We start from the raw sequence: 23,063 nt of genomic DNA on the forward strand, positions 1-23,063 counted from the left end.
CTCCACCTTTTTATTATGTTTATCACTTAACATTATGTAAGATTTTGAATAAATTCCTTAACATATCTTCATTATTAACCAATATTAAATATAGTTTCTTTTTTGCTCTCGTTAATATTTGAAATAACATTTTTGTAGAATGATAGTATGACTGATTCGTTCCTTTTAAACGACCATCTTCATAAAAAAAGTGATCACTAATTATAACACCTACTTTGTCAAATTCTTGTCCCACCACTTTATGAGCATTATCCCTTTCCTGATCGATAATAGAATTATCAAACGGATCATAATAGTGAAGGCTATTTGTAAAGTTAATAAATTTCCACTCATCCCTTCTTAGAACTTCTATGTATTCTTTTGCTACTTGCATATCTTTAAAATATTTTATAGAAACAGCATTTCCAAAATTATAATGTTTATTTGATTCGATTATATTTGTATTGAATAGATATTTTATAAATGTTGCCATTTCTTTGTTGGTTCTAACTTTTTCTTTAAGACTATATTTCACATTACAAGAATCTATTATTTTTGTTGCCATCCCTCTATTTATTTCATCATTATGTAGACATTGTTCACCGTCGTGCGAAAAAATACAAGTAATATTCATCTTTTCTGTAAGCTCTATAAGCGTATTAAATTGAGTACTATCTATCCTTTGTGATTCATCCACAACAATCAAATCAAGTTCTGGGTACATATGAGATCTAAAATTTTTTACACTGCAAATATCCCAATTAAATTCGTTAATTAGCTCAAAGTGCCCGCTATTTAACATCCCACAGTGAATTAAAAGCACCTTTTTATTTTTTAATCTTTGTTCCTTTGCAATATCATAAATTAAAAGAGTTTTACCAGTGCCAGGCGCTCCTTTGATGGATATTCTATATGGCTGATTTAAGTATGATTCTGTCAATTCTTTTTTGATACTTTCTTGTTGGGCTGTTAAAAAATATGCACCATTAACAAATTCGCTAGTTGAATTAAAAGGTGAAACTAGGTAGTAAGAAGGATCAAAATATTTATCTAAATGTTCACTAGTTACCTTTTGTTCACATATTATATGAAGAACCTCATTGAACTCTATATCAATTAAGTTGTTATTATGTAAACGTACAAATCTATTCTCAGCTTCTATAAAAGTCAATAAGTAAGCGTCTTTTTTCAAAGGACTTAAATAATATGCATTTTTTACAAGTTGACCTTTTATTTTATCAATACTTGTAAACTCACTTTTTAGTTCAATATTAATATTGTAATTTTCACCAAGTCTTAGTAAATCAAATTCCTTTCCTATTTGTTTTATCTCATAGCCAACTGAGAATTTATCCAAGTGTTCTACTAAATTATAATTTCCTCTAGTGATTTCTTCGAAATTTTTAATCATAGCTTCTATACAATCTACTTCATAATCTCGAATATTTACGCCTTTTAATTTAATATAATTATTATAAATAACTGGCTCTAAATTATTTTTAGCATTAATCAGTGATATTAAGTTCATACAATCCTCCACTACACTTTTTCCACATAAACTCCATGTGAATTTTGAACTATTTATATTATACCAGAACATAATCAAAGTATAGTAATAAATACACATTTAGAGTGTTAGTAGAAGCACTTGGAAACCTTTAAATGAAACATAAAACATGAATTAAGCCTCTCTAAATTTAATTTAGAAACTGGTTGATTTTTTAGTATATTTAAATTATTTTAATCAAATAATCTTTTCTATTTGTAATTCACACGCTAAAACCACTTCTATTGAGGAAATTTCAATCCATTTCACACGTGATCAATATTTAACACAGTTGTGGGGATACAATACATAAAAACTGCCTTTTATACAGATTCTTCACCTTAACCTTTTGTGACGGAGGCTAACCTAATGTTTCCTTAGTGTCTGAATGCTCGGTTAGCATTAAGATTTCCTATGTTTTCATTCTCTTCTAAAGTTATTCAAGTGTCCATCTTTGAAATAACTTAAATAATTTCAGCTTTAGATAAGATTGTTTGTGTAAACAATCTTATCTAAAGCTGGAACTATAGTATTCTTGTAGACCTTTAATTCTTTGTGCGTACAACCTATTAAAATATAAAGCATAATATGCTTGATTATAAGTATAATCTTCCTTAATTGGCTTATAGCTAACTTGTTTACCGCCTACTTCTTCTACATATAGGTTAGGCTTTACTTTTGGTTCAAGAAATTTACCTTCCCTTTTTTGAGCGTTGCTTACTACGTATTTATTTCTTTTACTATGGTAAGTGACTTCATTTTCTCTTAAAAATGATTCTTCATCTATTTTAAAATGTTCAATGACTTCTTTATTATACTTCTCTAAGTAATTAGTTATTATTCCCTTTCTTGCTTTTGGAATAATAGCATAAGTCGTGTACCAATAATTCAAACCTAAAACAGTTCCATCTACATCTGTAATCTGGGCTAGTCTTTTGTTCCACTCTTCCTGATATTCACGAGCCTTTTTCGAATTGTAGTATGTTCTTAAATACCAGTCATTCACACTATATAAATCCATTAAACTTTCTTGAAGCAATAGAATTTTCTTTACTACGTTTTCGTGCAAGTTGATCGTTTTTCCATCTTCTTTAATAAAACCTTTGTATACAGGTGAGTATTCAATAATGTCTACCTTTTGCAATCGTTTTAATGTGCCTGCTAATTGATTTTGTAGAACTTTTGTGTCGTATATGAAGTCATTTAATATTCTATCTTCACCTTCGCAAATGATTCTATCATTTTTTAACTCTTGTAAGCATTGTTCCCTGTAATATTCGTTATATTTTGCAGGTAGCAAGGCATACATTTCTTGTGTTATTAAGCCAAAATCTAGACACCATTTACTTAATAATTGAGCGTTATTAGTTACTAAGCTTTTTTCTAAAGCTGAAACAACTATAATGTCCATATTCTTGGTATATGGTATGCTCCAAGCACCATTACTACTTCTTCCATCTTCTTTTAATGTAATCACATCTTTCTTTGCAATAAGTTCATATACGTAACCCCTTCCCTTTTGTGGTTTAACGATTTTTACTAGAGTATAATATCTTTTCATTTCTTTAATTAAAGATGTCTCTAAATCCTTGTTAGTAAATTTTTTATATTTCTCGAAATGCTTCTTACAAGCTTCCGATCCAAATAACTCTACTGCTTGTTTTTTGGTTATAATTTTCCCCATTTTTGTCTTATCCCTTTTTAGATTAACTCTTTAGGTAAAGGTAATCACTAATAATAAATTTTATACTCTATTATAAGTAATTACCTTTACCTTATAGGCGTATATGTATCTTGTACTTTTTAACACCATCCTTTAAAAAACTAGCGTTTTCTAAAGCCTAGCCGAAAAAGTACCAAAACGGCTCATTTATACTTTTTAGAAATTTTAACTTTTAAATTTTTATCATTTTGCTCTCTAATTTTCTTACTTGTTAAATACGCGTCTTTATATTCCTTGATATCTACCTTAATATTATTAAACCTTGAATTGTATCCCTCAACAATTCCTCTGCAGTTCATTATCCATAAGTCTTCTACATTTTTTAATGTTTCTCTATCATCCCAATGCTGAATTATGTCCCATTCCAAAGAGGCAAAGCCATATTTCCTTATAGATTGAGAAATTTCTGTATTATAATTAGCACTATTTCTATTGTAGGCGCTTGATTTATGTTCACTAATTCTTCTTGCTAGTTCTCTTGTAGTACTACCAATATAAATTTTATTTGTAACAATGTTGGTAGCAATATAAATGGTACAAGTATCATTTCTGTAAAAGTCATCTGGATAGGTTCTGCTCCTATTTTTTGTTGCATCTATAATTGCACTCCACCTTACTTTATACCACTCAATTGGCTCTGAACGTTTATTTTCTAAGATATAATGAGCATTTTCAGCATAGCCTCCTCTCATTACATTCTCATAATATTGAAGCATAGTTCTAATAAGCGTATTCTCAATGTCTATGCTTTTTATAGATTTGTTTTTTTGGAAATGTCTCTTACAAATATCGTTCCCAAATTGTTCAACAGCTTCAGCTCTAGTAATTTTCATTGCTCAGTACCTTTTCTATTATTTTAAATAAATCCAATGTTTGTTATTTTTTTGTTTCTCATGTTAAAAGTAATAAAATTCTTTCTATTTTCATCGTAACTGCCCGCCAAACAACACTATAACAATTATATTTGTCCGTTTTCTTAGTTGGTTTGCTCTTTTAATTTAAACGTTAAGTTCTTTCTTAACTCTATTTTTAATTTAATGTGGGGAAGTGATTCACCTAATAAGCTATCTAATACTTGAGCCCACCAAAAAGGTGATAAGTAACCCCGACTTCTTATTGCATATCAAAACACCTCTCTAAAGAAAGCATTCTTCAATGTTACATGAAGTCAAATTTCTAATTAATTGAAGTATTTCAACATTTTTTACTAAAATCTTGATAGAACTAGATATAATAATATAAATATATAATTATGTATATTATATATTTATGCAGAATCCATAACCATTTAAAGTTATGTTATCTAATTAAGGACTAGCCAAATTAATATCAAATAAGTAAAATTTTTTATTTAGTAAAAACACATTTAATGAAAATTATTAATACCGCTTCTCTCATTAATCAATTTTTTCTTCATCGAGTTGTGAAAGATACATCAAAAGTGCTTCGTTAATAGCATGTGTTTTCCAACCCTTTTTTCGTGTTTTAGCTATTTTGTTAAACTTTTCATTAGTATTTCTATCTATTAAAAAAGAACTTCGTATATGAGTTTGTTCCATAGTAGGCTTTTTCTTTAGCTCCTGAAACCTATGCTCTGAAAGAGCGATCGCTTGTTTAGTGGTTTGTGTATGGTACTCTAATTTCTTAACTTCTTCTATGCTAACTATATCTTCTGTATTAAGAATTTTAGAATCTTTATTTAACATTTTTATTCCTCCTTTATTTCTCACTTTAGCAAGATAAAGAATTAGGTTTTCTTACCATAAGCACAATTAAATATTATAAACTTCCTGCAAATTTACTAAACATCTCAAGCTTCTTTTCCTCATAATCCTTTACTCTGTAGATTTTTTCGCCAATTTCCCATTGTTTTACATCGAGTCTAATATCATACAGAGTTTTTTCTATGGAATTTAATGAGTTATTAATTAAATGTTCTTCTATTTTTTCGGTTTGATATTTTAGATAGTCGTAATCAATTACTGCATTTATATTGTGCTTTATGGTAAAAGTTGCAAGGTCTTCTACATGTATGTCTGTATGCTCACCTCTGTATGAACGTTTCAATATAATCTTTGCTATAATTTTCATTTCATTTTCTTTGATTCTCATTAAAATTCATCCCTTTATTCATTACTGATCTAATATTTCATAACATTTAGAATTTTTTGACTTTTATTCCTCGAATTGATCTATAGAATGTCATATTCATGTCACAGCCTCTGCTTTTATCTAAATTAGTACTTCTATTTGTAACTGTTAAACTATATAGACTGATTTAAGGTAAAGGCTTTTCATTACTAATTTCTTTAGAATTTTTTTATTACTTTCACTTACAAACAAAAATTAGTTTTCATATTTTAACTCCTCCTTCTTTTTAAATATAAATTAAATTAAATTTTTTATCAAATCCCTCTTTCAAAAAAATCTTGACTAGTGCGATAAATAATGATATAACGTATTTTCGCTAGATTCTTATACCTAAACCTAAAGTCTTCTATATGGAAAAAAATGAAATAAAACATTTAAAAACTGGATAATTAAGTATCTATATAAGGTCTTTTTTCTCAACTTTTCCTTCAAGAAAAAAAGTATAAAGCATACGAATTTTTTTGCTTTATCACCCTGTAAATTGAATATGTAACTAGATACCGAATAGGTTTCTTGCATTAATTAACTTTTATTTTTTGCTATTTTTTCTAATACCCTGCATAGCGCTGATAACAAAAAATAACCATTTCTATTTTGAAATGGTTATTTTATTTAAATCAGAACATCAGTATCTCCTATTCTATTAGAAGGCGCTTCTAATAGGTATTTTTCGTATGACCATTCGGAGTGATTGACTAAGTGTCTATGTACCCATGCTTCACTGATGTTGCCTCTTTTATTTATGATGTTAAAATATCCGAGCACTTGATGTAATATTTCATCAACATTCTCATATTCCCAGTAAGGTATCCTAATCAATGGTATCTTATTGTCGATACAATAAGCATTTTTTATTTGGTCGTTCTTTTGAGCATGTTTTAATTTTTTCAACATTATTCCTTCATCTTTACTATATCTAAAAGGTTTAAAGTGACCTTCTCCATCGTATTCCACTAAAACTCTCACATTACCACTTTCAATAACTGCAAAGTCAAACGGTAATGGAGCTGTGTTTCTACAGTTTTTAAATCTAAATTGTGACGAAAAATTAACTTTATTATCTTTAAAGAACTCATCTATCTTCTTTTCACCTCTTGATTCAATACACTTAGGGCATCTTCTCCCACTTAAGAAGGTATAGGGAATTGCCATGTAAACATTCCCACATTCATTATGTTTAATTTCAATTTTTGTGTTTGTATTAAAATACTCCCCTATCACTTCGTATTCATCACCAACTAAATCATATATTTCCTTTTTAAATTGTTCTACAGTTTTTTTAGGTGTTCCAAAACATTTCGGACACCTATGACCATTAAAAAAATTACGAGGTGTGACTGTATAAGACAAAGAGCATTCATTATGTTTAATTTCAATTTTTGTATGAGTGTTTTTATAATTTCCAATAACTTCATACTTATTGCCAACTAAATCACTTATCTCTTCTTCAAACTCTTCTTGAGTCTTCCTTGGACTTCCGAAGCATATGGGACATCTATTCCCCCTAAGAAACACTTTGGGAAGAGCTGGATATATTGAACCACATTTATTATGCTTTATGTTAATTTTAGTAGTTGTATCTATAAATTCGTCAATAACTTCATACTCATTGCCAGCCAAATCGTAAACTTCTTTAACAAACTCTTCATGTGTTCTTCTATGTCTTCCAGCACACTTGGGGCATCTTCGTCCTGTTAAAAACTTATTTGGGGTAGCTGAATATTCGTGATTACATTCATTATGTCTTAATTTTATTTTAGTCTCGCAAGTGGTATACTTCTCTAGAACTGAGTATTCATCTCCGACTAAATCATAAACTTCTTTTTTGAATTTTATATCTTTTTGATTCATCAAGCATTCGTTGCATCTTTTTCCTTTTAAAAAAGATTCGGTTAAAATTTCGTAAGCATTACCACAAACGCTATGTTTCATTGTGATTTTAGTTCTTTTATTTTTATATTCACTCATAACCGTGTACTCATCACCAACCAAATCATAGACTTCTTTAACAAACTCCTCGTGTGTTTTTCTTCTAGGCACAATTGATTCATTCCTCTCTCATTCTGCATATTATCTTAGAAAGGTAACAACATAAACTTAATTTTTATCTTATCGCCTCGCTAGGTTTTATAATTTGATCGTAAATTTTAGTTTCAGCATAGCTATAAAATATTTAAACCTTCCCTACCTTTTAATTTTATTATATTTTGTTCAAGCTAGTAGAAGTTATAAAAAAATTTTAGTCTGACTTAGTTATATTTATATCAATCAAGGCTACAAGTTTATCAATCACTATACTTTCTGACCTGAAAATAACATGCTAAACTATATATAGGAAACCTTTTACAAGCTTAAGAGCAACATAGGAGGCTCTTAAGATGCAAGGAAGTATAAAGAAAGATAAAACAACAGGTAAATATTATTTCATAGTAGATATTGGTAGAGACGAACTAACTGGTAAAAGAAGACAAAAGAAAAAACGTGGTTTTACAACAAAGAAAGAAGCAGAAAAAGCTTTAGCGATTGTACTAAATGAGTTAAACTTAGGTACTTTTATAGAGCCACAGCTTATTGATTTAGACAGTTTTATAAAAGAATGGTTTGTAGAAAGACAGACTCAGCTAGCTAAAAGTACAATAAAGAACCATCAGTGCTTATATAGAAATCACCTTAAACCTAAGTTAGGCCATTATAAGCTACAAGATTTGAATCCAATCGTTCTTCAAAAGTTCACTAACGGTTTGGTAGCAGATTCTTCTCTTAGTCACAATTCTATTCGGAAGCTTTTATTCTTAATGAATCAGCTTATGAAGAAGGCACATGGTTTAAAGCTAATCTTTGAAAATCCATTGATACATGTGAATATACCAAGAGAAGTAAAGTCTGAAATGAGCATTTGGGACTTGGAGCAAGTAAATTACTACATTGCTCATGCTAAAAAAAATAGATATTACACAATTGGTCTTATGGCTCTGCTTACTGGGATGCGAAAAGGAGAAATCCTAGGGCTACGATGGAGAGATATTGATTTTGAAAAACAGATTATCTATATTAGACAAATCTATGACGGGTATGCAAAAGAACTTAAGGTAGGGGCTAAAACAGCATCTGGTGTACGTTCTATTCATATTCCTGATATGCTTGTTAATCAATTGAAAAAAGAGCGTAAGAAAGTATTAGCTAATAAACTTAAACAAGGTATAGCCTATAACGATTATGACTTAGTGAACTGTACAAAGTTTGGCAACCCTTTAGATTCATCTACTTTATCTAAGAGATTCAAGAACCATGCTAAAAAACTTGGACTACCTGTGATACGATTTCATGATTTACGTCATACGCACGTAACAATGCTAATTCAGCAAAATGTGAATGTGAAAGTTATCTCCGAACGTGTTGGACACTCTTCCATTCAAATTACATTAAATCAATACAGCCACGTCTTGCCGAGTATGCAACAAGAAGTGGCTGATAAATTGAATACCTTATTCGTTAATGTGTGACCAGCTTGTGACCAACCAAAAGGTTAAGGTGGTTAAAACCCTATTACATCAAGGTTTAATTCAAAACGCCCAGTTCCCTTTTCTAAACACAGGCTCGCTTGTACCGTCAGCTTTAATGCCGTCGATGTCCATTTCGGCTGAGCCAATCATGAAGTCAACGTGGGTGATGCTGTCGTTTGCTCCGTTTTGTGACAGCTCTTCTTTAGACATCGTTTTTCCGCCTTCTAAACAGAAGGAATACGAGCTTCCGATCGCTAAGTGGTTGGATGCATTTTCGTCAAACAGTGTGTTGTAGAAGATGATGTTTGACTGAGAAATTGGCGATTGATGCGGTACTAAGGCTACTTCTCCTAAGTATTTGGCACCTTCATCTGTTTCAATTAGGTGCTTTAACGTTTCTTCGCCTTCTTCTGCTTTTACATCAACAATTTTTCCATTTTCAAATGTTAGCGTGAAGTTTTCAATTAAGTTTCCTGCGTAGCTAAGCGGTTTTGTGCTTGTTACTTGTCCGTTTACGCCGTCTTTTTTTGGAAGTGTAAATACTTCTTCTGTTGGCATATTGGCCATAAACGAGTTGCCGTCTTCATTAACACTGCCTGCGCCAACCCAAATATGTTTGTCAGGAAGCTCAATTGTTAAATCTGTTCCTGGCGCTTTATAGTGAAGCTTAGCAAATCTCTTTTCATTTAAAATGTCTACTTTTGTATGTAATGAAGCATTATGCTCTTCCCATGCCGCCACTGGATCTTCTTGGTCTACGCGCACGGATTTAAAAATAGCTTCCCACAGTTTTTCTTGCTGCTGTTCTTCTGGAACGTCAGGAAATACTTTTGCTGCCCAGTCTTTTGAAGGAACAGCTACAATGGACCAGCTGATTTTATCGGATTGGATCGCTTCACGGAATTTTTTCATGGCTTTTCCGCTTACTTTTTGGAACGCAGCAATACGTTTGCCGTCTACTCCTTTTAGTAAGTCAGGACCGCTTGAAATTACAGATAAAACAGCGCCTCCGTTTTTCACAAGCTCTTCTCTTGCTTGAGCTTTCCAAGCAGGAAATTCATTAAATACAGATTCATCTGCTTTTTCATATTTCAAACGAACTAAATGATCGTCATGCCAGTCTACATCCACAGACTTTGCTCCGGCTTCGTACGCTTTTTTCGCAATTTCACGAACAAAATCAGCGGAAGAAATATCGGCATTAATGTTTAATACTTGCCCTTTTTGAATGTTTACACCGACTTTTACAGCCAGCTCGGCGTACTTTTCAATATTGCGCTCAAATTGTTCCATAATTTATCTCCTTTACGTATATATTCTAACGACTTTATTGTATCATGAATAAAACATCAATTAAAAATCCTAGCCTGTAGTTTACATAATATAATTACGTTATTTTACAGATTATTATATAGCAAAAGTTTGTTCTCGAAGAATCAGAACAAACTTTTGTCTTTCACAGATTCAGTTTTGTAGCCGAGCCGCTCTGAAATGTTCTTGCCTATATCAACCATGCGTTCTTGAAGATACGTTAATCGCTCATTTGTCATACGCATCGTAGCACCGGAAATGCTGACTGCAGCAACGACTTGACCAAGGTGATCAAAAATAGGCGCTGCGATGCAGGTAATTCCATATTCGTTTTCTTCTAAATCCAGCGCATATCCTTTTTGTTTTACTTCTGAAAGTTCTCGAAGAAAGCTTTCTTCATCTGTAATGGTGTGATCGGTATGAGCTGGTAAGCCTTTTCTTTCAAGAATGCTTGTTACCGTGTTAAGCGGTAAAAAAGCTAGGATAGCTTTACCGACAGACGTGCAGTGCATAGGGGCTCTTTTCCCTACTTTTGAATGCATGCGCAGCGTCTGATTGCCTTCTAATTTTTCAATATACACTACTTCACCTTGATCGTAGACAACAAGATGAATAACTTCATTTGTTTCACTTTCAAGTTCTTGCAAAAATGGCTTTGCTTCCGTTCGTAAATCAATAGAATCTAAAAGCTTTGAACTTACTTCTAAAAACTTATACCCAAGCTTGTACCGCCCGGTTTCTTGATCTTGTTCAATATAGCCGTACTGAGCGAGAGTAGTTAGAATACGGTATACGGAGCTTTTGTTGATGTCCATTTGCTTTGCAATTTCTGTGACGCCTACCCCTTCTCTTTCCATGCTGACAATTGTGACGATATCCAACGCCCGGCTTACAGACTTCACCATATTTTCTCTCTCCATTTTTTTCTCTCCTTTATGTGTCGTGTTACTGCCGGGCATTTTTTATCACTCTTATACGTTTACACGTTCTTTCTCTGCAGCAAACGGATTTTGGAGGGTTCCAATTTCTCGGATGGTGCATTCAATGACATCGTTTGCGCTTACCAGCTCCGCGCCGACCGGACTTCCTGTTAAAACTACATCTCCCGGCTTAAGGGTCATAACAGTAGAAAGGTAAGCGATCATTTGCTCAACGGAAATAATCATTAAATCTGTCGAGCTATTTTGTTTTTCAACGCCATTTAAAAACGCTTTTACATGAATGGATTTAAAATCAAGCTCCGTTTCGATTACAGGGCCAAGAGGCGTAAATGAATCAAAGGATTTTCCAATGGTCCAGTGCCCGTCTTCATGAAAATAATCTGGAGCCGTTACATCGTTTCCAATTGTATACCCAAATATATAGTCCAGCACGTCTTCTTTTGCGATGTTCTTCGCTTCTTTTCCAATAACAACCGCAAGCTCGGATTCAAACTTGACGTGCTTAATCGCGGTTGGAATGACAATGGCCTCGTTTGGACCGATCACAGAGGATATGGGCTTAAAAAAGAAGACAGGAATAGAAGGCATTTCTCTTGGCAGCTCCGACTTTGCAGCTGCATAATTTGCGCCTATTCCAATAATTTGATTCGGCTCTAAAGGAGCCAAAAGCCTTACTTCACTCGGTGAAAAAGTCTGCCCTGTATAGTCCCATTTCTCAAATATATTTCCTTTAATGACGCTGATCGTATCCTCTTTTAGTACACCTGTATGACGGCTATCTTGTACAGCGAACCTTACAAATTTCATAACGTAGCTCCTTTTCCCATTTGCTTAATTTTAATAAGAATAGTAGATAGTCAGATTCTGAAGGTGTAAGTACAGCCTGCCATCTCTATGCTGACAGGCCGTTTGTTTTACTGTTTTATAGCTGCTTTTGCCTTTGCTTCGATACGGCGGCGGTGTAAAATGGGCTCCGTATAGCCGTTTGGCTGATCATAGCCTTGAAATACTAAATCGCAGGCTGCCTGAAAAGCAATGGATGTGCTGTAGTTCGATGCCATTGGCTGATACAGAGGATCATTTTCATTTTGTTGATCCACTACTTTTGCCATTCGCTTGAGCGTCTCCGTTACTTGTTCTTTTGTACAAATTCCATGATGAAGCCAGTTAGCCACGTGCTGGCTGGAAATACGAAGCGTTGCCCGGTCTTCCATTAGCCCTACATTATTAATATCAGGTACTTTTGAGCACCCTACTCCTTGGTCGACCCATCTCACTACATACCCAAGTATTCCTTGAGCGTTGTTGTCGAGCTCCTGCTGAATTTCATCTTTGCTCCAATTTGGTTTTTCTACCACAGGAATTTGCAAAATGTCATCTTGTAAATCAGTAGACTGAGTAAGCAATTCGTTTTGAACATCTCTTACATCAATTTGATGGTAGTGAAGAGCATGAAGCGTTGCTGCGGTTGGTGAAGGCACCCATGCCGTATTCGCTCCTGCTTTTAAATGCCCCACTTTTTGTTTAAGCATTTCCGCCATCATATCCGGCATTGCCCACATTCCTTTTCCGATTTGAGCGCGACCTTGGAATCCGCTTGCTAAGCCTACATTTACATTAGACTGCTCGTAGCCTTGAAGCCATTTAGACGTTTTCATATCATTTTTACGAATAACAGCGCCTGCTTCCATTGAGGTATGAATTTCGTCACCTGTTCGATCCAAGAATCCAGTATTAATAAAAGCCACTCGGTCTTTTACTTCTTTGATACACGCTTTTAAATTAAGCGTCGTGCGGCGCTCTTCGTCCATTACGCCAATTTTAATTGTATGACGCTCAAGCCCTAGCATATCTTCAATTGAATTAAATAACGTATTGGCAAAAGCGACTTCTTCGGAGCCGTGCATTTTCGGTTTAACGATATAGATAGAGCTCTTTTTAGAATTTTGATACGTGCCGTTTTTAAGCAAGGTGTGTTTGGCAATTAAACTAGTAATCACGCTGTCTAAAATACCTTCATAGATTTCGTTGCCATTTCGATCTAAAACAGCGCTGTTTGTCATTAAATGCCCAACGTTTCGAACAAACATAAGCGAACGGCCAGACAGTGAAATCTTTTTCTTGTCCGGAGAAATATAGGTACGGTCTGGATTTAAACGCCTTGTCATGTTTTGACTTCTTTTTTTAAAAGTAGACGTCAAATCACCTTTCATTAATCCCAGCCAGTTGCGGTAAACATCTACTTTATCCTCTGCGTCTACTGCCGCTACTGAATCTTCACAGTCCATAATCGTCGTAAGAGCTGCTTCCATTAAAATATCTTTTACACCCGCATCGTCTGTTTTACCAATCGAATCCGTACGATCAATTTGAACTTCAAAATGCAGGCCGTTGTTTTTGAATAAAAGAGCATCAGGGCTTTCTTCTTCTCCTTGATACCCTACAAATTTCTCTTCTTCCTGTAATTCGGTTAAACTGCCATCGTTTAATTGAGCGACAAGCTTTCCATTTTCAAGGCTGTACTGAACCACTTCCGCATGAGAAGACTGAACGAGCGGAACAACTTCATTAAGAAAGTTTTTCGCAAACGCAATAACTTTTTCTCCTCGAATTGGATTATAAGAACTCGTGCGCGAAGCTCCATTTTCTTCACTGATTGCATCAGTGCCGTAAAGAGCATCATAGAGACTTCCCCAGCGTGCATTAGCAGCGTTAATAGCGTACCGGGCGTTATTTACTGGTACAACAAGCTGCGGTCCTGCCTGATAGGCAATTTCGCTGTCTACTCCTTCTGTACCAATAAGAAAATCTTCTGTCTTGTCTTCTAAATAGCCAATTCTCGTTAAAAACGATTTGTATTCGCTAAAGTCACCGTCAGGGTTTTCTTGATGCCATGCATTAATTCGAGCTTGCAGCTGATCACGCTTTTCTAACAAACGTTTATTTACGGGTGTTAACTCGGTTACTAACACTTCAAAATCAGACCAAAAATTTTCTGTACTTAGGCCGCTGCCCGGAAGAGCTTCCTCATTGATAAATTGATAGAGAACTGGAGCTACTTTCAGATTTCCAACTTGTTTGTAGTTTGTCACCGTCTGTTTCCTCCTCTTACTCTTTTACATTTTTAAATTTGGACACGCTTTCATTTCTTTTTGCCAAAATGGTTAAGACGAACATATGCGGTACTGTTTCTTATTACGAAACAGCGTTTTTTTTTGTTAAAAAAATCATATCATCGAGCGGATATATTTTCAAGAATTTTCTAAAAATATTCTACTTTTTTCATTTCTTTTTTGACTTCAGCGCAGCGGCTCGGACTTGGAAACAGCTTTCCTGCATTTAATAGATTTTTAGGATTAAATACTTCTCGTATATTCGTTTGTGCTTGAATTTCATCTTCATTGAAAACAAATCGCATTTCTTCTTTTTTTTCAATGCCCACGCCATGTTCGCCGGTAATCGTTCCTCCTGCTTCTGCACAGACTTGTAAACATGCGCTTCCGGCGTCGAGTGCTTTTTCAGTTTCCCCCGGCTTTCTAGCATCAAATAATACAAGCGGATGCAAGTTTCCGTCTCCGGCGTGAAAAATATTGGCAATGCGAAGGCCAGATTCTTCGCTAATTTTGTTAATTCGCTTCAGCACTTGAGGCAGTTTACTTCTTGGAATAACGCCGTCTTGTACGAGATAGTCAGGGGATATAGCTCCCATCGCTCCAAATCCTGTTTTACGATTTGCCCACCACCTCGCGCGTTCTTCTTCACTTTCAGCTACTTTCACTTCCCGTACTTTTTGTTTTTTACATACGTCTAAAATACGAAGGATTTGCTCTTCGATACCGGCTGAAATGCCATCTACTTCAATTAATAAAAGAGCTTCAATATCTCTAGGGTGTCCGACTGGAAACGCAGCAGCTTCCACTCCTTCAATGGCGGTTTTATCCATCATTTCAAGCGCGGCAGGCACAATGCCGGCTGATATAATGTCTGATACCGCTTGGCTGCCGTCTTCTACGCGGTCGAAATAAGCAAGAACCGTTTGTTTTGCTTCGGGGTTTTTCAAAATGCGTACCGTAATTTTTGTAACGATTCCTAACGTCCCTTCTGATCCTGTTAAAAGCCCTAATAAATCATATCCCGGTTCATCTGGAATACCTTGCTTGCCAAGCTCAATCACATCTCCATTTGGAAGCACCACCTCTAGCCCTAAAATATGGTTGGTGGTTACTCCATATTTAAGACAGTGTGCCCCTCCTGCGTTTTCCGCTACATTTCCACCAATGGTGCAGCAATATTGACTCGAAGGATCCGGTGCATAATAATATCCTTTTTCAGAGATTGAATTGGTTAATTTAAGATTAATAAATCCCGGCTCTACAACGGCACGCCTGTTTTCATAGTCGACGCTAAGAAGGCGCTTCATTTTCACTAAACTAATAATCACTTCGTTATTAAGAGGAATCGCTCCCCCGCTCAGTCCTGTGCCTGCTCCTCTTGCAAGAAAAGGCAAATCATGGTCATTGCAGTATTTAACAATGCTAGAAACTTCTTTCGTATTTTGAGGAAATAACACCGCTTTAGGCAAATGTCTATGAATGGTAAACCCATCGCAGTCGTACGCAAGCAAATCTTCTTTATGATGCAAAATAGAATGAGCATCTACTAGTTGAGAAAGATTTTTTACGTGAAGATCTTTTATTCTATTTTTCTTCAACACGATGTGCTTCCTCCTCTTCTTTTTGATAGGCCCACTCCAAAAGCTGTACCGTGTGAACAATCTGCTGACTTCGTCCATATTTTTTCACTCCTACTGCCATCTGCAGCATGCATCCCGGGTTTCCCATTGAAATCATTTCTACGTCATGAGGCATATGTTCCATTTTACTTTGAAGCACAGCTCCCGCCATATCAGGATTTGTTAAATTATAAATTCCTGCACTTCCACAGCATCGGTCCGCATTAGCCATATGAACCATTTCCACTCCCGGAATAGAAAGTAAAATATCTCTTGGTTCTTCTCTAACTCCTTGACCATGAGCTAAATGGCAAGCGTCGTGATACGTAATACGCTTATGCAGCTTTGTCTGCGGGGGGCGATATCCCGTATCGTGAAGGTATTTTGAAATATCCTGGACTTTTTCAGCAAAGACTTCAGCTTTTTCAAGCCACTCTTGCTCTTCTTCTCTAAATAGTTCAGGATACTCTTTTAACATGCAGCCGCATCCCGCAGCGTTTACAATAATGGTATCGGCATGCTGAAACGCCTCTATATTTTTTTTGGCAAGCTGTCTTCCCATGTCTCGGTCTCCTGCATGAACGTGCAAAGCACCACAGCACGTTTGAGATGGAGGAATAACGACGTCGTTTCCATTTCTTCGTAATACATTAAGAGTCGCTTCATTAATATCACTGAACATGACGTCCATGATGCAGCCGGTTAAAAAAGCAACTTCTGCTTTTCTTTCGGCTTTTGCTTTTAGAACGCGTTTCTTTTTATATTTTTTTCGAACAGAACGGGTAATTTTAGGCATTACATGTTCCATGTCCGCTAGATGTGTCGGCATCATATTTAACAAGCCTGTTGTGCGCATCATTTTTTGCATTCCGCTTTTTTGATACAGCTTCAATAAGCTTCCTGCAGCTTCTAAGCGATGAGAGTGAGGAAAAAGTTCTTTTAGAAAAAACTTGCTGATCATGCCTTTCCATCCCGTCAAAGGCATTGCCTGGCGAATTTGGCCGCGAGCTTCTTCAATGAGTCCGCCAACATCTACATTTGCAGGGCAAGCAGTTGTACAGGCCCGGCAATCCAAACAGGCAAACACAGGGTCTGTAAACTGCTCATTCACGCTTATTTTTCCTTCTGCTACCGATTTGATAAGGTGCACGCGTCCTCTTGGTGAATGCTGTTCTTGCCCCGTTATTTCATAAGTAGGACAAGACTCCAAGCACATTCCGCAGTGTACACAATCCGCCCATTTTTTTTCGTCTGGCGCGTCTTTCCACAAATAATTGCTAACGCTTTGACATGGAGCATCTTTGATATCGGCTTTCGCTGAATTCACTTAGATTCCTCCTATAAATCGTTTATAGTTAAGCACGTTTTTAGCGTCCATCTTTGCTTTAATTCCTGCTAGTAACGGAAAATGAGAAGGTTCTTCTCCCCATACATTTACTTTTTGGCGCAGTATAAAAGGCAAATGGTTAACGACCACATATCCTCCGTACGTTTTGGCAGTTTCAGTAAATGAAGTAATAACGGAAAGAATGGCATCTTCTGAGCCTTTTATGTAGACCGAACAAAGACCATGTCCAACTCCTCCATGTGCTTTTATCAGCATTGGACGGGACGTTTTTAATGCAGTACTTTTGTTTATTACATCGAGTACATTCATATTTGGTACGCCAATTTTTAGCGCGGCTTCCGTTTCCTCTTCGGAAGAACAGCATGCACCATTTGGACTAATGTTACTAAAAAATCCCCAAAATACCTCGGCTTCTTTTTCATGCAGCACTTTTAAAATCGTATCAGGCGGCTGAATACTTTTGATGTAATTCTCTTGATAATGAACGGAACTTTCCACATCTTCAAAGCTGATTACAAGTGTAAACAGATGCTGCCCTATTACATCTTCAGCCAGAGAAGGATTTAATAATTCCAAAGCAACGGGCTCTATCATGGAATCTAAGACTTTGCTAACAAACGCATGAATTTCTTCGATATTGCCTGTTGAAAAAGAAATAAAGACAATGCTTTGATACTTGGGCAGCGGACGCAGCTTTAACGTTATTTCGGATATAACGCCGAGCGTTCCCATTGAACCAATAAACAGCTTATTCATATCATAGCCAGCCACGTTCTTGACGACTTTTCCCCCTGAGCGAACAATGGTTCCATCTGAATATACGACTCTCATACCGATTACTGCATCTCGAGCCGATCCATAAGACAAGCGCTTTGGACCACTTCCATTTGCTGCAATAACTCCGCCGATTGTAGCGTAGTCTCCTAGAGCTGGATCAAGTGAAACTTGCTGATTGTGCGTTTTTAAATACGTTTGCAGCTCTCCAAACGGTGTACCAGCTTTTACAGTAACCGTCATATCACCTACTGTATGTTCAACAATTCCGCTGTATTCAGTCAGCGAAAGCAAAAGGTCTGCTGTATCTATAAGTCCCCCAAACCCTTTTTTTGTACCGTTCCCTTCAATGACGACTTTTTTTCCGTGTTCCGTCGCATACTTTAAAACGGCTGCTATTTCTTGTTCTGAAGTTGGCTTAATATGCAGGGACCCGTTATTTCCAAGGAAGTGATTCATATGCTGTTCTTCAAGTGTGGAAGGATGAGATAAAATGGATTTTAAATGACCTGGAAGCTTCAACGTACTCAATAAATTGACTCCTCTCGTTTTGTAATAGCAAACAACGTTTCACTAATAACATAAAGAAGTGCCATATATAATACGACTAAAAGTAGTAGATTAATAAGAAGGATAATTAGTAGAATAGATGAAAAGATATATTTTAAGCGCTTACAATCATTAAATCACCTATTCTTGGGATTTTCAACCAGTATTTTCTTCTTATCACCAAAAAAATGTCCGTTCTTTTGAAAAAAAGTTTCTTTTAGTACTTGCCTATCCTAAAAGGATTAGAATATAATGTAAGCGAATTCATTTTTACATAAGTCATCAGATGACCTTATCATCGTAGTTTTAATGGTTTCGTTTTACTAAATTTATAGTTCACTAATTTGAAAATGAGGTGTTAGTTATGACATGGACACAGCAGTTCACTCCTGTAGGAAACAGCGTCATTTGGTCTTCATTAATCGCTTTGATTCCTATTCTTTACTTCTTTTGGGCTCTGGCTATTAAACGAATGAAAGGTTATATGGCTGGAGTTACAACTTTACTGGTCGCACTTGCCGTTGCAATATTTGCTTATAAAATGCCGGCTAGCATGGCTTTTATGTCAGCCAGTCAAGGAGCCGTATACGGTATACTGCCGATTGGATGGATTATCATTACGTCCGTTTTTCTTTACAAACTAACCGTAAAAACCGGTCAGTTTGATATTATTCGTACCTCTGTCGTATCTATTACAGAAGATCGCAGACTTCAAGCTTTGTTGGTTGCTTTTTCGTTTGGGGCTTTTCTTGAAGGGGCCGCTGGTTTCGGAGCACCTGTTGCTATTTCAGCAGCTCTGCTGGTAGGTTTAGGATTTAATCCGCTGTATGCCGCTGGCTTATGTTTATTAGCAAACACAGCACCCGTTGCTTTTGGTGCAATCGGTATTCCTATCACGGCTATGGAAGGTCCTACTGGAGTAGCGGCAATGGAAATCTCTAAAATGGTAGGCCGCCAGCTTCCTTTTATTTCTGTATTTATTCCCCTGTATTTGGTTTTTGTAATGGCAGGATTTAAGAAAACAGTAGAAGTACTCCCTGCTATTTTAGTATCCGGCATCTCTTTTGCCCTTACCCAGTTTGTCAGCTCTAACTTTTTAGGACCGGAACTTCCCGATATTTTATCGGCACTCGTTTCACTTTTTGCGCTCGCTATTTTCTTAAAATTCTGGAAACCGAAAACAACGTTTCGCTTTCAATCTGAAAAAGCAGCAAATGAAGTAGCTTCCGCTTCGGCTGAGCCAAGAGAAACTCAAGATCAACCCGCATTCACGGGGGCTCAAATTGCAAAGGCGTGGTCACCTTTTTTAATTTTAACGATCTTTATTTCTATATGGGGAATTCCTCAAATTAAAACCGCTTTGACAGGACATTATGAAGGAGCTAACGCTTTTTTAAGCGCTATCAATTCCATCGGACATTATTTAACGTTTATGCCAGAAGTACCTTGGTTAAATAATTTAATTTTAAATGGAAATGGAGAACCGATTGCGGCAGTTTATAAGTTAGAATTACTAGGCGCTGCCGGCACAGCTATCCTGTTGTCTGCTGTTGTCACAAAATTTATCGTCAACATCTCTTGGAAAGACTGGTTCATTACGTTTAACGAGACGTGCAAAGAATTAGCGTTGCCGCTGCTTACCATTATGTCCGTTGTGGCATTTGCTTACGTGACAAATGCGTCTGGAATGAGTACAACCTTAGGACTGCTGTTAGCTAAAACAGGGGCGTTATTTCCCTTTTTCTCTCCTGTACTCGGCTGGCTCGGTGTTTTTATTACAGGATCAGATACTTCAGCCAACTTATTGTTTGGCAACTTGCAAAAAATCACGGCTACATCTATTGGAATGGATCCGCTTCTTGCGCTTGCAGCAAACTCTTCTGGTGGAGTAACCGGTAAAATGATTTCACCGCAGTCCATCGCCGTTGCCTGTGCTGCGGTCGGGTTGGCTGGAAAAGAGTCCGATTTGTTTCGTTTCACGGTGAAGCACAGCTTATTTTTACTGCTGATTGTCTGCGTATTAACATTTTTACAATCCAATGTATTATCGTGGATGATTCCTTAATCAAAAAAAGCTTCCGTATCTAGAGGTACCCCTCTGAACGGAAGCTTTTTTCTTTTAGTTAAGATCGATTAATGGCATATACAACAAATAAAACTATGTCTAGCAAAATCATTACAACACCGACAAGCAGCCAGATGTTTCCTTGAGTCTTTTTCTCACCTTCTTGCATTTCAAACGCCCGAATAGCAAATACAATTCCAAGGGTAAACACAAGAAAAAACAGCTGACGGTAATCGAAGAACGACAGTACAGCAAAAATTAAAGTGAAAAACACCATAATCATTTCTAAAATCCGATAAGGCTGCTTTTGACATGCTAATAATAGTTTCATTTCTTGACCTACTTTCATCCCGTTTTTAATAGCGTTATTTTACTATTAATTTTAAATGGGATGTTAGTGTTTCGAGCACTGTTCACTGTTTTGTAACAAAAAAGCGTACGTTAGTTAAACGCACGCTTCTTTTTTATTCATTTACATTTGGATTCATTGGATTATCCATCCCTGTTTTATCTTGAATTTTTTTATAGATAAAATACGTGTAGATAGCAATTAAAATGGAGAATGCCCACGTAACGGCCTGACGGAATACAATCATGTTCCCGTACCCTTCTACTCCGTACTTTTGAATCAATACGTATTTTACAATCGCTAAAAATACATAGCGTCCTGCGAATAGTACTGTAAGCCAGTTCATCATTTTGAATAAATCAGGCTGGTGGAAGAGCTTAAGAGAATCTTCTCGCTTATAGCCCATTAAGTAAGCCGTATCTACAAAAAAGTACAAACCAATTGGCTTTTTTATCACAATGGTAAAAAGGACAACTACAGCCAGTCCAATCATAAAGTATACTTGATTGTTTAACATCGTTGCTGCGTTTCCTGAAATTAAATCAATAATGGTACGTGCCAGCAGCGTAATGACAATAAACAATCCTGTTACGTTAAACTGGCGATCTTTAATAAATGTATAAATGGTATACACAAACGCTGGTGCTGTTGAAAGCAAAATGGCATAGTAATCACCAATAATGTCTTTTCCTTGATTCCATATTAGGTAAGGAATAGCGATATAAAAAAGTAAATCAAACCATACTCGTTTTGTATTGTTCATATATAACTCCTTTAAAAACGTTGTTCCTGCTATTATATGGGATACTACGCAAGAAAAAAAGGCTTTTACCTGGAATGTTATGAAATTTTAATCATTTGATGTTTAGATCCAGAGCGACAGGGAAAACGATTTCTAGAAAGACTTCAAGAATCATAAACATCCAAACACTTGAGCAGCAATACATGTGCCACAAGTGAAAAATGCTGAAAGGATTGATTCATTATCGCACTTCACCTAACGTACACGTCAGAAATGGAAAAGGCCATGCAGCTTTCTCACGGCGTGGGGTATGCTGAATATAGCCGTAAACTAGACAAACGTCTACAGGTGGAAAAAGAACGAGAAAAAGATTATCAGGCTAGCAAAGATATACTGCGTGATATTAACCAGCATCGATAATAAAAAGCCGCTCGCTACTTTTGGTAGCAAGCGGCTTTTTATTTACAAATGAACCAAAATTATACATAATAAGGAAGTGCGTGTACCAAAGAAAGGAACTTGCTTATTATGATGGAAAAATTACTGATTATTTGTGTATTTGTAGGCATTATCCATATGATTGAAACACTAGCCTACTCTGTGAGACTTGCGGGCTTAAAAACTGGAAAACTAGTCGTGGCTTTATCTCTTTTTAATATTATTGTCATTGTGTCAAGAACAGCTAATATGGTGCAAGCTCCGCTGACCGGCAAATTAGGAGATGCGGTCCAGTCTAAAGAAGATTTGCCCGTTCTGCTTCATCAGCTTCAAACTATCTTGCTCGCGGCTTCTATTGGTACAATCGCAGGTGCTCTTTTAATTCCTAGCTTTGTATCAATTTTCTCCCGAATGATTTCACATTTAGAAGTAGCGGGTTCTGTACCCAAAATGATGAAAAACATTACTTCCATACATACGCTGGAAAAAGCAAAAAAACACGTGAAGCGTCCTAGGTGGATTATGCTGTCTCAGCTGCGAATAGGCGGAGTGCCCAAGCGATTGCTTCTTTTGAATTTAATGGCCACGACCATTTATACAGTAGGTGTTCTTTCCACTCTTTATGCTTCTACGCTGGAGCCTACTCTTTCTAAATCAATTCTGATGTCTTCTGGTCTTATTAACGGACTAGCGATGATTACCCTTGCTGTATTTGTAGATCCGCAAGTAGCCATTTTAACTGAAAAGGTAATGAAAGGTGAATCCACTAAGCAATCTATGAATAAAATGGTTGGTACACTCGTCATCTCTCGTTTGTGCGGGACAGTATGTGCCCAAATTCTCTTAGTACCTGCTGCTCTTTATATTGCATGGATTTGCCAATTAATCCCTTAGAAAAAAGACTTCGTTAAA

General features: G+C 36.1%; 19 protein-coding genes. 4 read left to right on the top strand and 15 right to left on the bottom strand.

From position 1 onward, the window contains the following. Positions 1 to 22 precede the first annotated feature (22 nt). The 6 genes from AC1DEF_RS11985 to AC1DEF_RS12010 form a co-directional block, all read right to left on the bottom strand. Positions 23 to 1,507 (bottom strand): DNA/RNA helicase domain-containing protein, encoded by a 1,485-nt coding sequence (locus AC1DEF_RS11985; protein WP_477727395.1) that lies wholly within the window; start codon positions 1,505 to 1,507, stop codon positions 23 to 25. 526 nt (positions 1,508 to 2,033) lie between these two features. Continuing rightward, a complete protein-coding gene (locus AC1DEF_RS11990) occupies positions 2,034 to 3,209 on the bottom strand; it encodes a hypothetical protein (RefSeq protein WP_477727396.1) in 1,176 nt (391 codons plus the stop codon). Positions 3,210 to 3,391: 182 nt separating this feature from the next. Continuing rightward, a complete protein-coding gene (locus AC1DEF_RS11995) occupies positions 3,392 to 4,081 on the bottom strand; it encodes a GIY-YIG nuclease family protein (RefSeq protein ID WP_477727397.1) in 690 nt (229 codons plus the stop codon). Between the two features lie 564 nt (positions 4,082 to 4,645). Further along, the gene (locus AC1DEF_RS12000; protein WP_477727398.1) at positions 4,646 to 4,954 is read right to left on the bottom strand and encodes a hypothetical protein; all 309 of its coding nucleotides are present in this window, start codon (positions 4,952 to 4,954) and stop codon (positions 4,646 to 4,648) included. A 73-nt stretch (positions 4,955 to 5,027) separates the two neighbouring features. After that, positions 5,028 to 5,360 (bottom strand): hypothetical protein, encoded by a 333-nt coding sequence (locus tag AC1DEF_RS12005; RefSeq protein WP_477727399.1) that lies wholly within the window; start codon positions 5,358 to 5,360, stop codon positions 5,028 to 5,030. 651 nt (positions 5,361 to 6,011) lie between these two features. Continuing rightward, complete coding sequence (locus AC1DEF_RS12010; protein WP_477727400.1) at positions 6,012 to 7,439, bottom strand: PDDEXK family nuclease; 1,428 nt, start codon at positions 7,437 to 7,439, stop codon at positions 6,012 to 6,014. A 338-nt stretch (positions 7,440 to 7,777) separates the two neighbouring features. Here AC1DEF_RS12010 and AC1DEF_RS12015 point away from each other — a divergent pair, with 338 nt between their 5' ends. Continuing rightward, positions 7,778 to 8,902 carry a site-specific integrase gene (locus tag AC1DEF_RS12015; RefSeq protein WP_477727401.1) on the top strand — a complete coding sequence of 375 codons (1,125 nt, stop codon included), beginning with the start codon at positions 7,778 to 7,780 and terminating at the stop codon, positions 8,900 to 8,902. Between the two features lie 60 nt (positions 8,903 to 8,962). Here AC1DEF_RS12015 and AC1DEF_RS12020 read toward each other — a convergent pair whose 3' ends face one another. The 7 genes from AC1DEF_RS12020 to AC1DEF_RS12050 all read right to left on the bottom strand — a co-directional run bounded on the left by AC1DEF_RS12020 (position 8,963) and on the right by AC1DEF_RS12050 (position 18,539). Then, a complete protein-coding gene (locus tag AC1DEF_RS12020; RefSeq protein WP_025751295.1) occupies positions 8,963 to 10,195 on the bottom strand; it encodes an aminopeptidase in 1,233 nt (410 codons plus the stop codon). Between the two features lie 143 nt (positions 10,196 to 10,338). Further along, positions 10,339 to 11,133 carry an IclR family transcriptional regulator gene (locus AC1DEF_RS12025; RefSeq protein WP_013057552.1) on the bottom strand — a complete coding sequence of 265 codons (795 nt, stop codon included), beginning with the start codon at positions 11,131 to 11,133 and terminating at the stop codon, positions 10,339 to 10,341. Positions 11,134 to 11,184: 51 nt separating this feature from the next. Further along, complete coding sequence (locus tag AC1DEF_RS12030; protein ID WP_097825135.1) at positions 11,185 to 11,961, bottom strand: fumarylacetoacetate hydrolase family protein; 777 nt, start codon at positions 11,959 to 11,961, stop codon at positions 11,185 to 11,187. Between the two features lie 107 nt (positions 11,962 to 12,068). Beyond that, positions 12,069 to 14,246: a malate synthase G gene (locus AC1DEF_RS12035; protein ID WP_477727402.1), complete on the bottom strand. Its 2,178-nt coding sequence runs from the start codon at positions 14,244 to 14,246 to the stop codon at positions 12,069 to 12,071. Between the two features lie 170 nt (positions 14,247 to 14,416). Beyond that, the gene (locus tag AC1DEF_RS12040) at positions 14,417 to 15,868 is read right to left on the bottom strand and encodes an FAD-linked oxidase C-terminal domain-containing protein (RefSeq protein WP_097825137.1); all 1,452 of its coding nucleotides are present in this window, start codon (positions 15,866 to 15,868) and stop codon (positions 14,417 to 14,419) included. Further along, the gene (locus AC1DEF_RS12045) at positions 15,852 to 17,213 is read right to left on the bottom strand and encodes a (Fe-S)-binding protein (protein WP_097825138.1); all 1,362 of its coding nucleotides are present in this window, start codon (positions 17,211 to 17,213) and stop codon (positions 15,852 to 15,854) included. Before AC1DEF_RS12045 ends, AC1DEF_RS12040 begins: the two co-directional genes overlap by 17 nt. Continuing rightward, on the bottom strand, positions 17,214 to 18,539 hold the full coding sequence (locus AC1DEF_RS12050) for an FAD-binding oxidoreductase (RefSeq protein WP_097825139.1): 1,326 nt from the start codon (positions 18,537 to 18,539) through the stop codon (positions 17,214 to 17,216). Positions 18,540 to 18,921: 382 nt separating this feature from the next. Between AC1DEF_RS12050 and AC1DEF_RS12055 the strand changes: the two genes are divergently transcribed. Further along, on the top strand, positions 18,922 to 20,622 hold the full coding sequence (locus tag AC1DEF_RS12055; RefSeq protein ID WP_097825140.1) for an L-lactate permease: 1,701 nt from the start codon (positions 18,922 to 18,924) through the stop codon (positions 20,620 to 20,622). Positions 20,623 to 20,680: 58 nt separating this feature from the next. Here AC1DEF_RS12055 and AC1DEF_RS12060 read toward each other — a convergent pair whose 3' ends face one another. Further along, on the bottom strand, positions 20,681 to 20,971 hold the full coding sequence (locus AC1DEF_RS12060; RefSeq protein ID WP_097825141.1) for a hypothetical protein: 291 nt from the start codon (positions 20,969 to 20,971) through the stop codon (positions 20,681 to 20,683). A 115-nt stretch (positions 20,972 to 21,086) separates the two neighbouring features. Further along, positions 21,087 to 21,734, bottom strand: coding sequence for a VC0807 family protein (locus AC1DEF_RS12065; protein ID WP_043981572.1), 648 nt, complete (start codon positions 21,732 to 21,734; stop codon positions 21,087 to 21,089). 252 nt (positions 21,735 to 21,986) lie between these two features. Here AC1DEF_RS12065 and AC1DEF_RS12070 point away from each other — a divergent pair, with 252 nt between their 5' ends. Both AC1DEF_RS12070 and AC1DEF_RS12075 read left to right on the top strand, forming a co-directional pair. After that, a complete protein-coding gene (locus tag AC1DEF_RS12070; RefSeq protein WP_014459567.1) occupies positions 21,987 to 22,133 on the top strand; it encodes a YuzK family famiily protein in 147 nt (48 codons plus the stop codon). A 108-nt stretch (positions 22,134 to 22,241) separates the two neighbouring features. Next, positions 22,242 to 23,045 (top strand): lipid II flippase Amj family protein, encoded by an 804-nt coding sequence (locus AC1DEF_RS12075; RefSeq protein ID WP_097825142.1) that lies wholly within the window; start codon positions 22,242 to 22,244, stop codon positions 23,043 to 23,045. Positions 23,046 to 23,063: the final 18 nt, after the last annotated feature.

The sequence above is a fragment of the Priestia sp. 10L35 genome, assembly GCF_056395685.1.

Coding starts and splice junctions, on each gene's coding strand:
- AC1DEF_RS11985 (WP_477727395.1), bottom strand. CDS start 1,507: ATGAACTTAATATCACTGATTAATGCTAAAAATAATTTAGAGCCAGTT.
- AC1DEF_RS11990 (WP_477727396.1), bottom strand. CDS start 3,209: ATGGGGAAAATTATAACCAAAAAACAAGCAGTAGAGTTATTTGGATCG.
- AC1DEF_RS11995 (WP_477727397.1), bottom strand. CDS start 4,081: ATGAAAATTACTAGAGCTGAAGCTGTTGAACAATTTGGGAACGATATT.
- AC1DEF_RS12000 (WP_477727398.1), bottom strand. CDS start 4,954: ATGTTAAATAAAGATTCTAAAATTCTTAATACAGAAGATATAGTTAGC.
- AC1DEF_RS12005 (WP_477727399.1), bottom strand. CDS start 5,360: ATGAGAATCAAAGAAAATGAAATGAAAATTATAGCAAAGATTATATTG.
- AC1DEF_RS12015 (WP_477727401.1), top strand. CDS start 7,778: ATGCAAGGAAGTATAAAGAAAGATAAAACAACAGGTAAATATTATTTC.
- AC1DEF_RS12020 (WP_025751295.1), bottom strand. CDS start 10,195: ATGGAACAATTTGAGCGCAATATTGAAAAGTACGCCGAGCTGGCTGTA.
- AC1DEF_RS12025 (WP_013057552.1), bottom strand. CDS start 11,133: ATGGAGAGAGAAAATATGGTGAAGTCTGTAAGCCGGGCGTTGGATATC.
- AC1DEF_RS12030 (WP_097825135.1), bottom strand. CDS start 11,961: ATGAAATTTGTAAGGTTCGCTGTACAAGATAGCCGTCATACAGGTGTA.
- AC1DEF_RS12055 (WP_097825140.1), top strand. CDS start 18,922: ATGACATGGACACAGCAGTTCACTCCTGTAGGAAACAGCGTCATTTGG.
- AC1DEF_RS12060 (WP_097825141.1), bottom strand. CDS start 20,971: ATGAAAGTAGGTCAAGAAATGAAACTATTATTAGCATGTCAAAAGCAG.
- AC1DEF_RS12065 (WP_043981572.1), bottom strand. CDS start 21,734: ATGAACAATACAAAACGAGTATGGTTTGATTTACTTTTTTATATCGCT.
- AC1DEF_RS12070 (WP_014459567.1), top strand. CDS start 21,987: ATGGAAAAGGCCATGCAGCTTTCTCACGGCGTGGGGTATGCTGAATAT.
- AC1DEF_RS12075 (WP_097825142.1), top strand. CDS start 22,242: ATGATGGAAAAATTACTGATTATTTGTGTATTTGTAGGCATTATCCAT.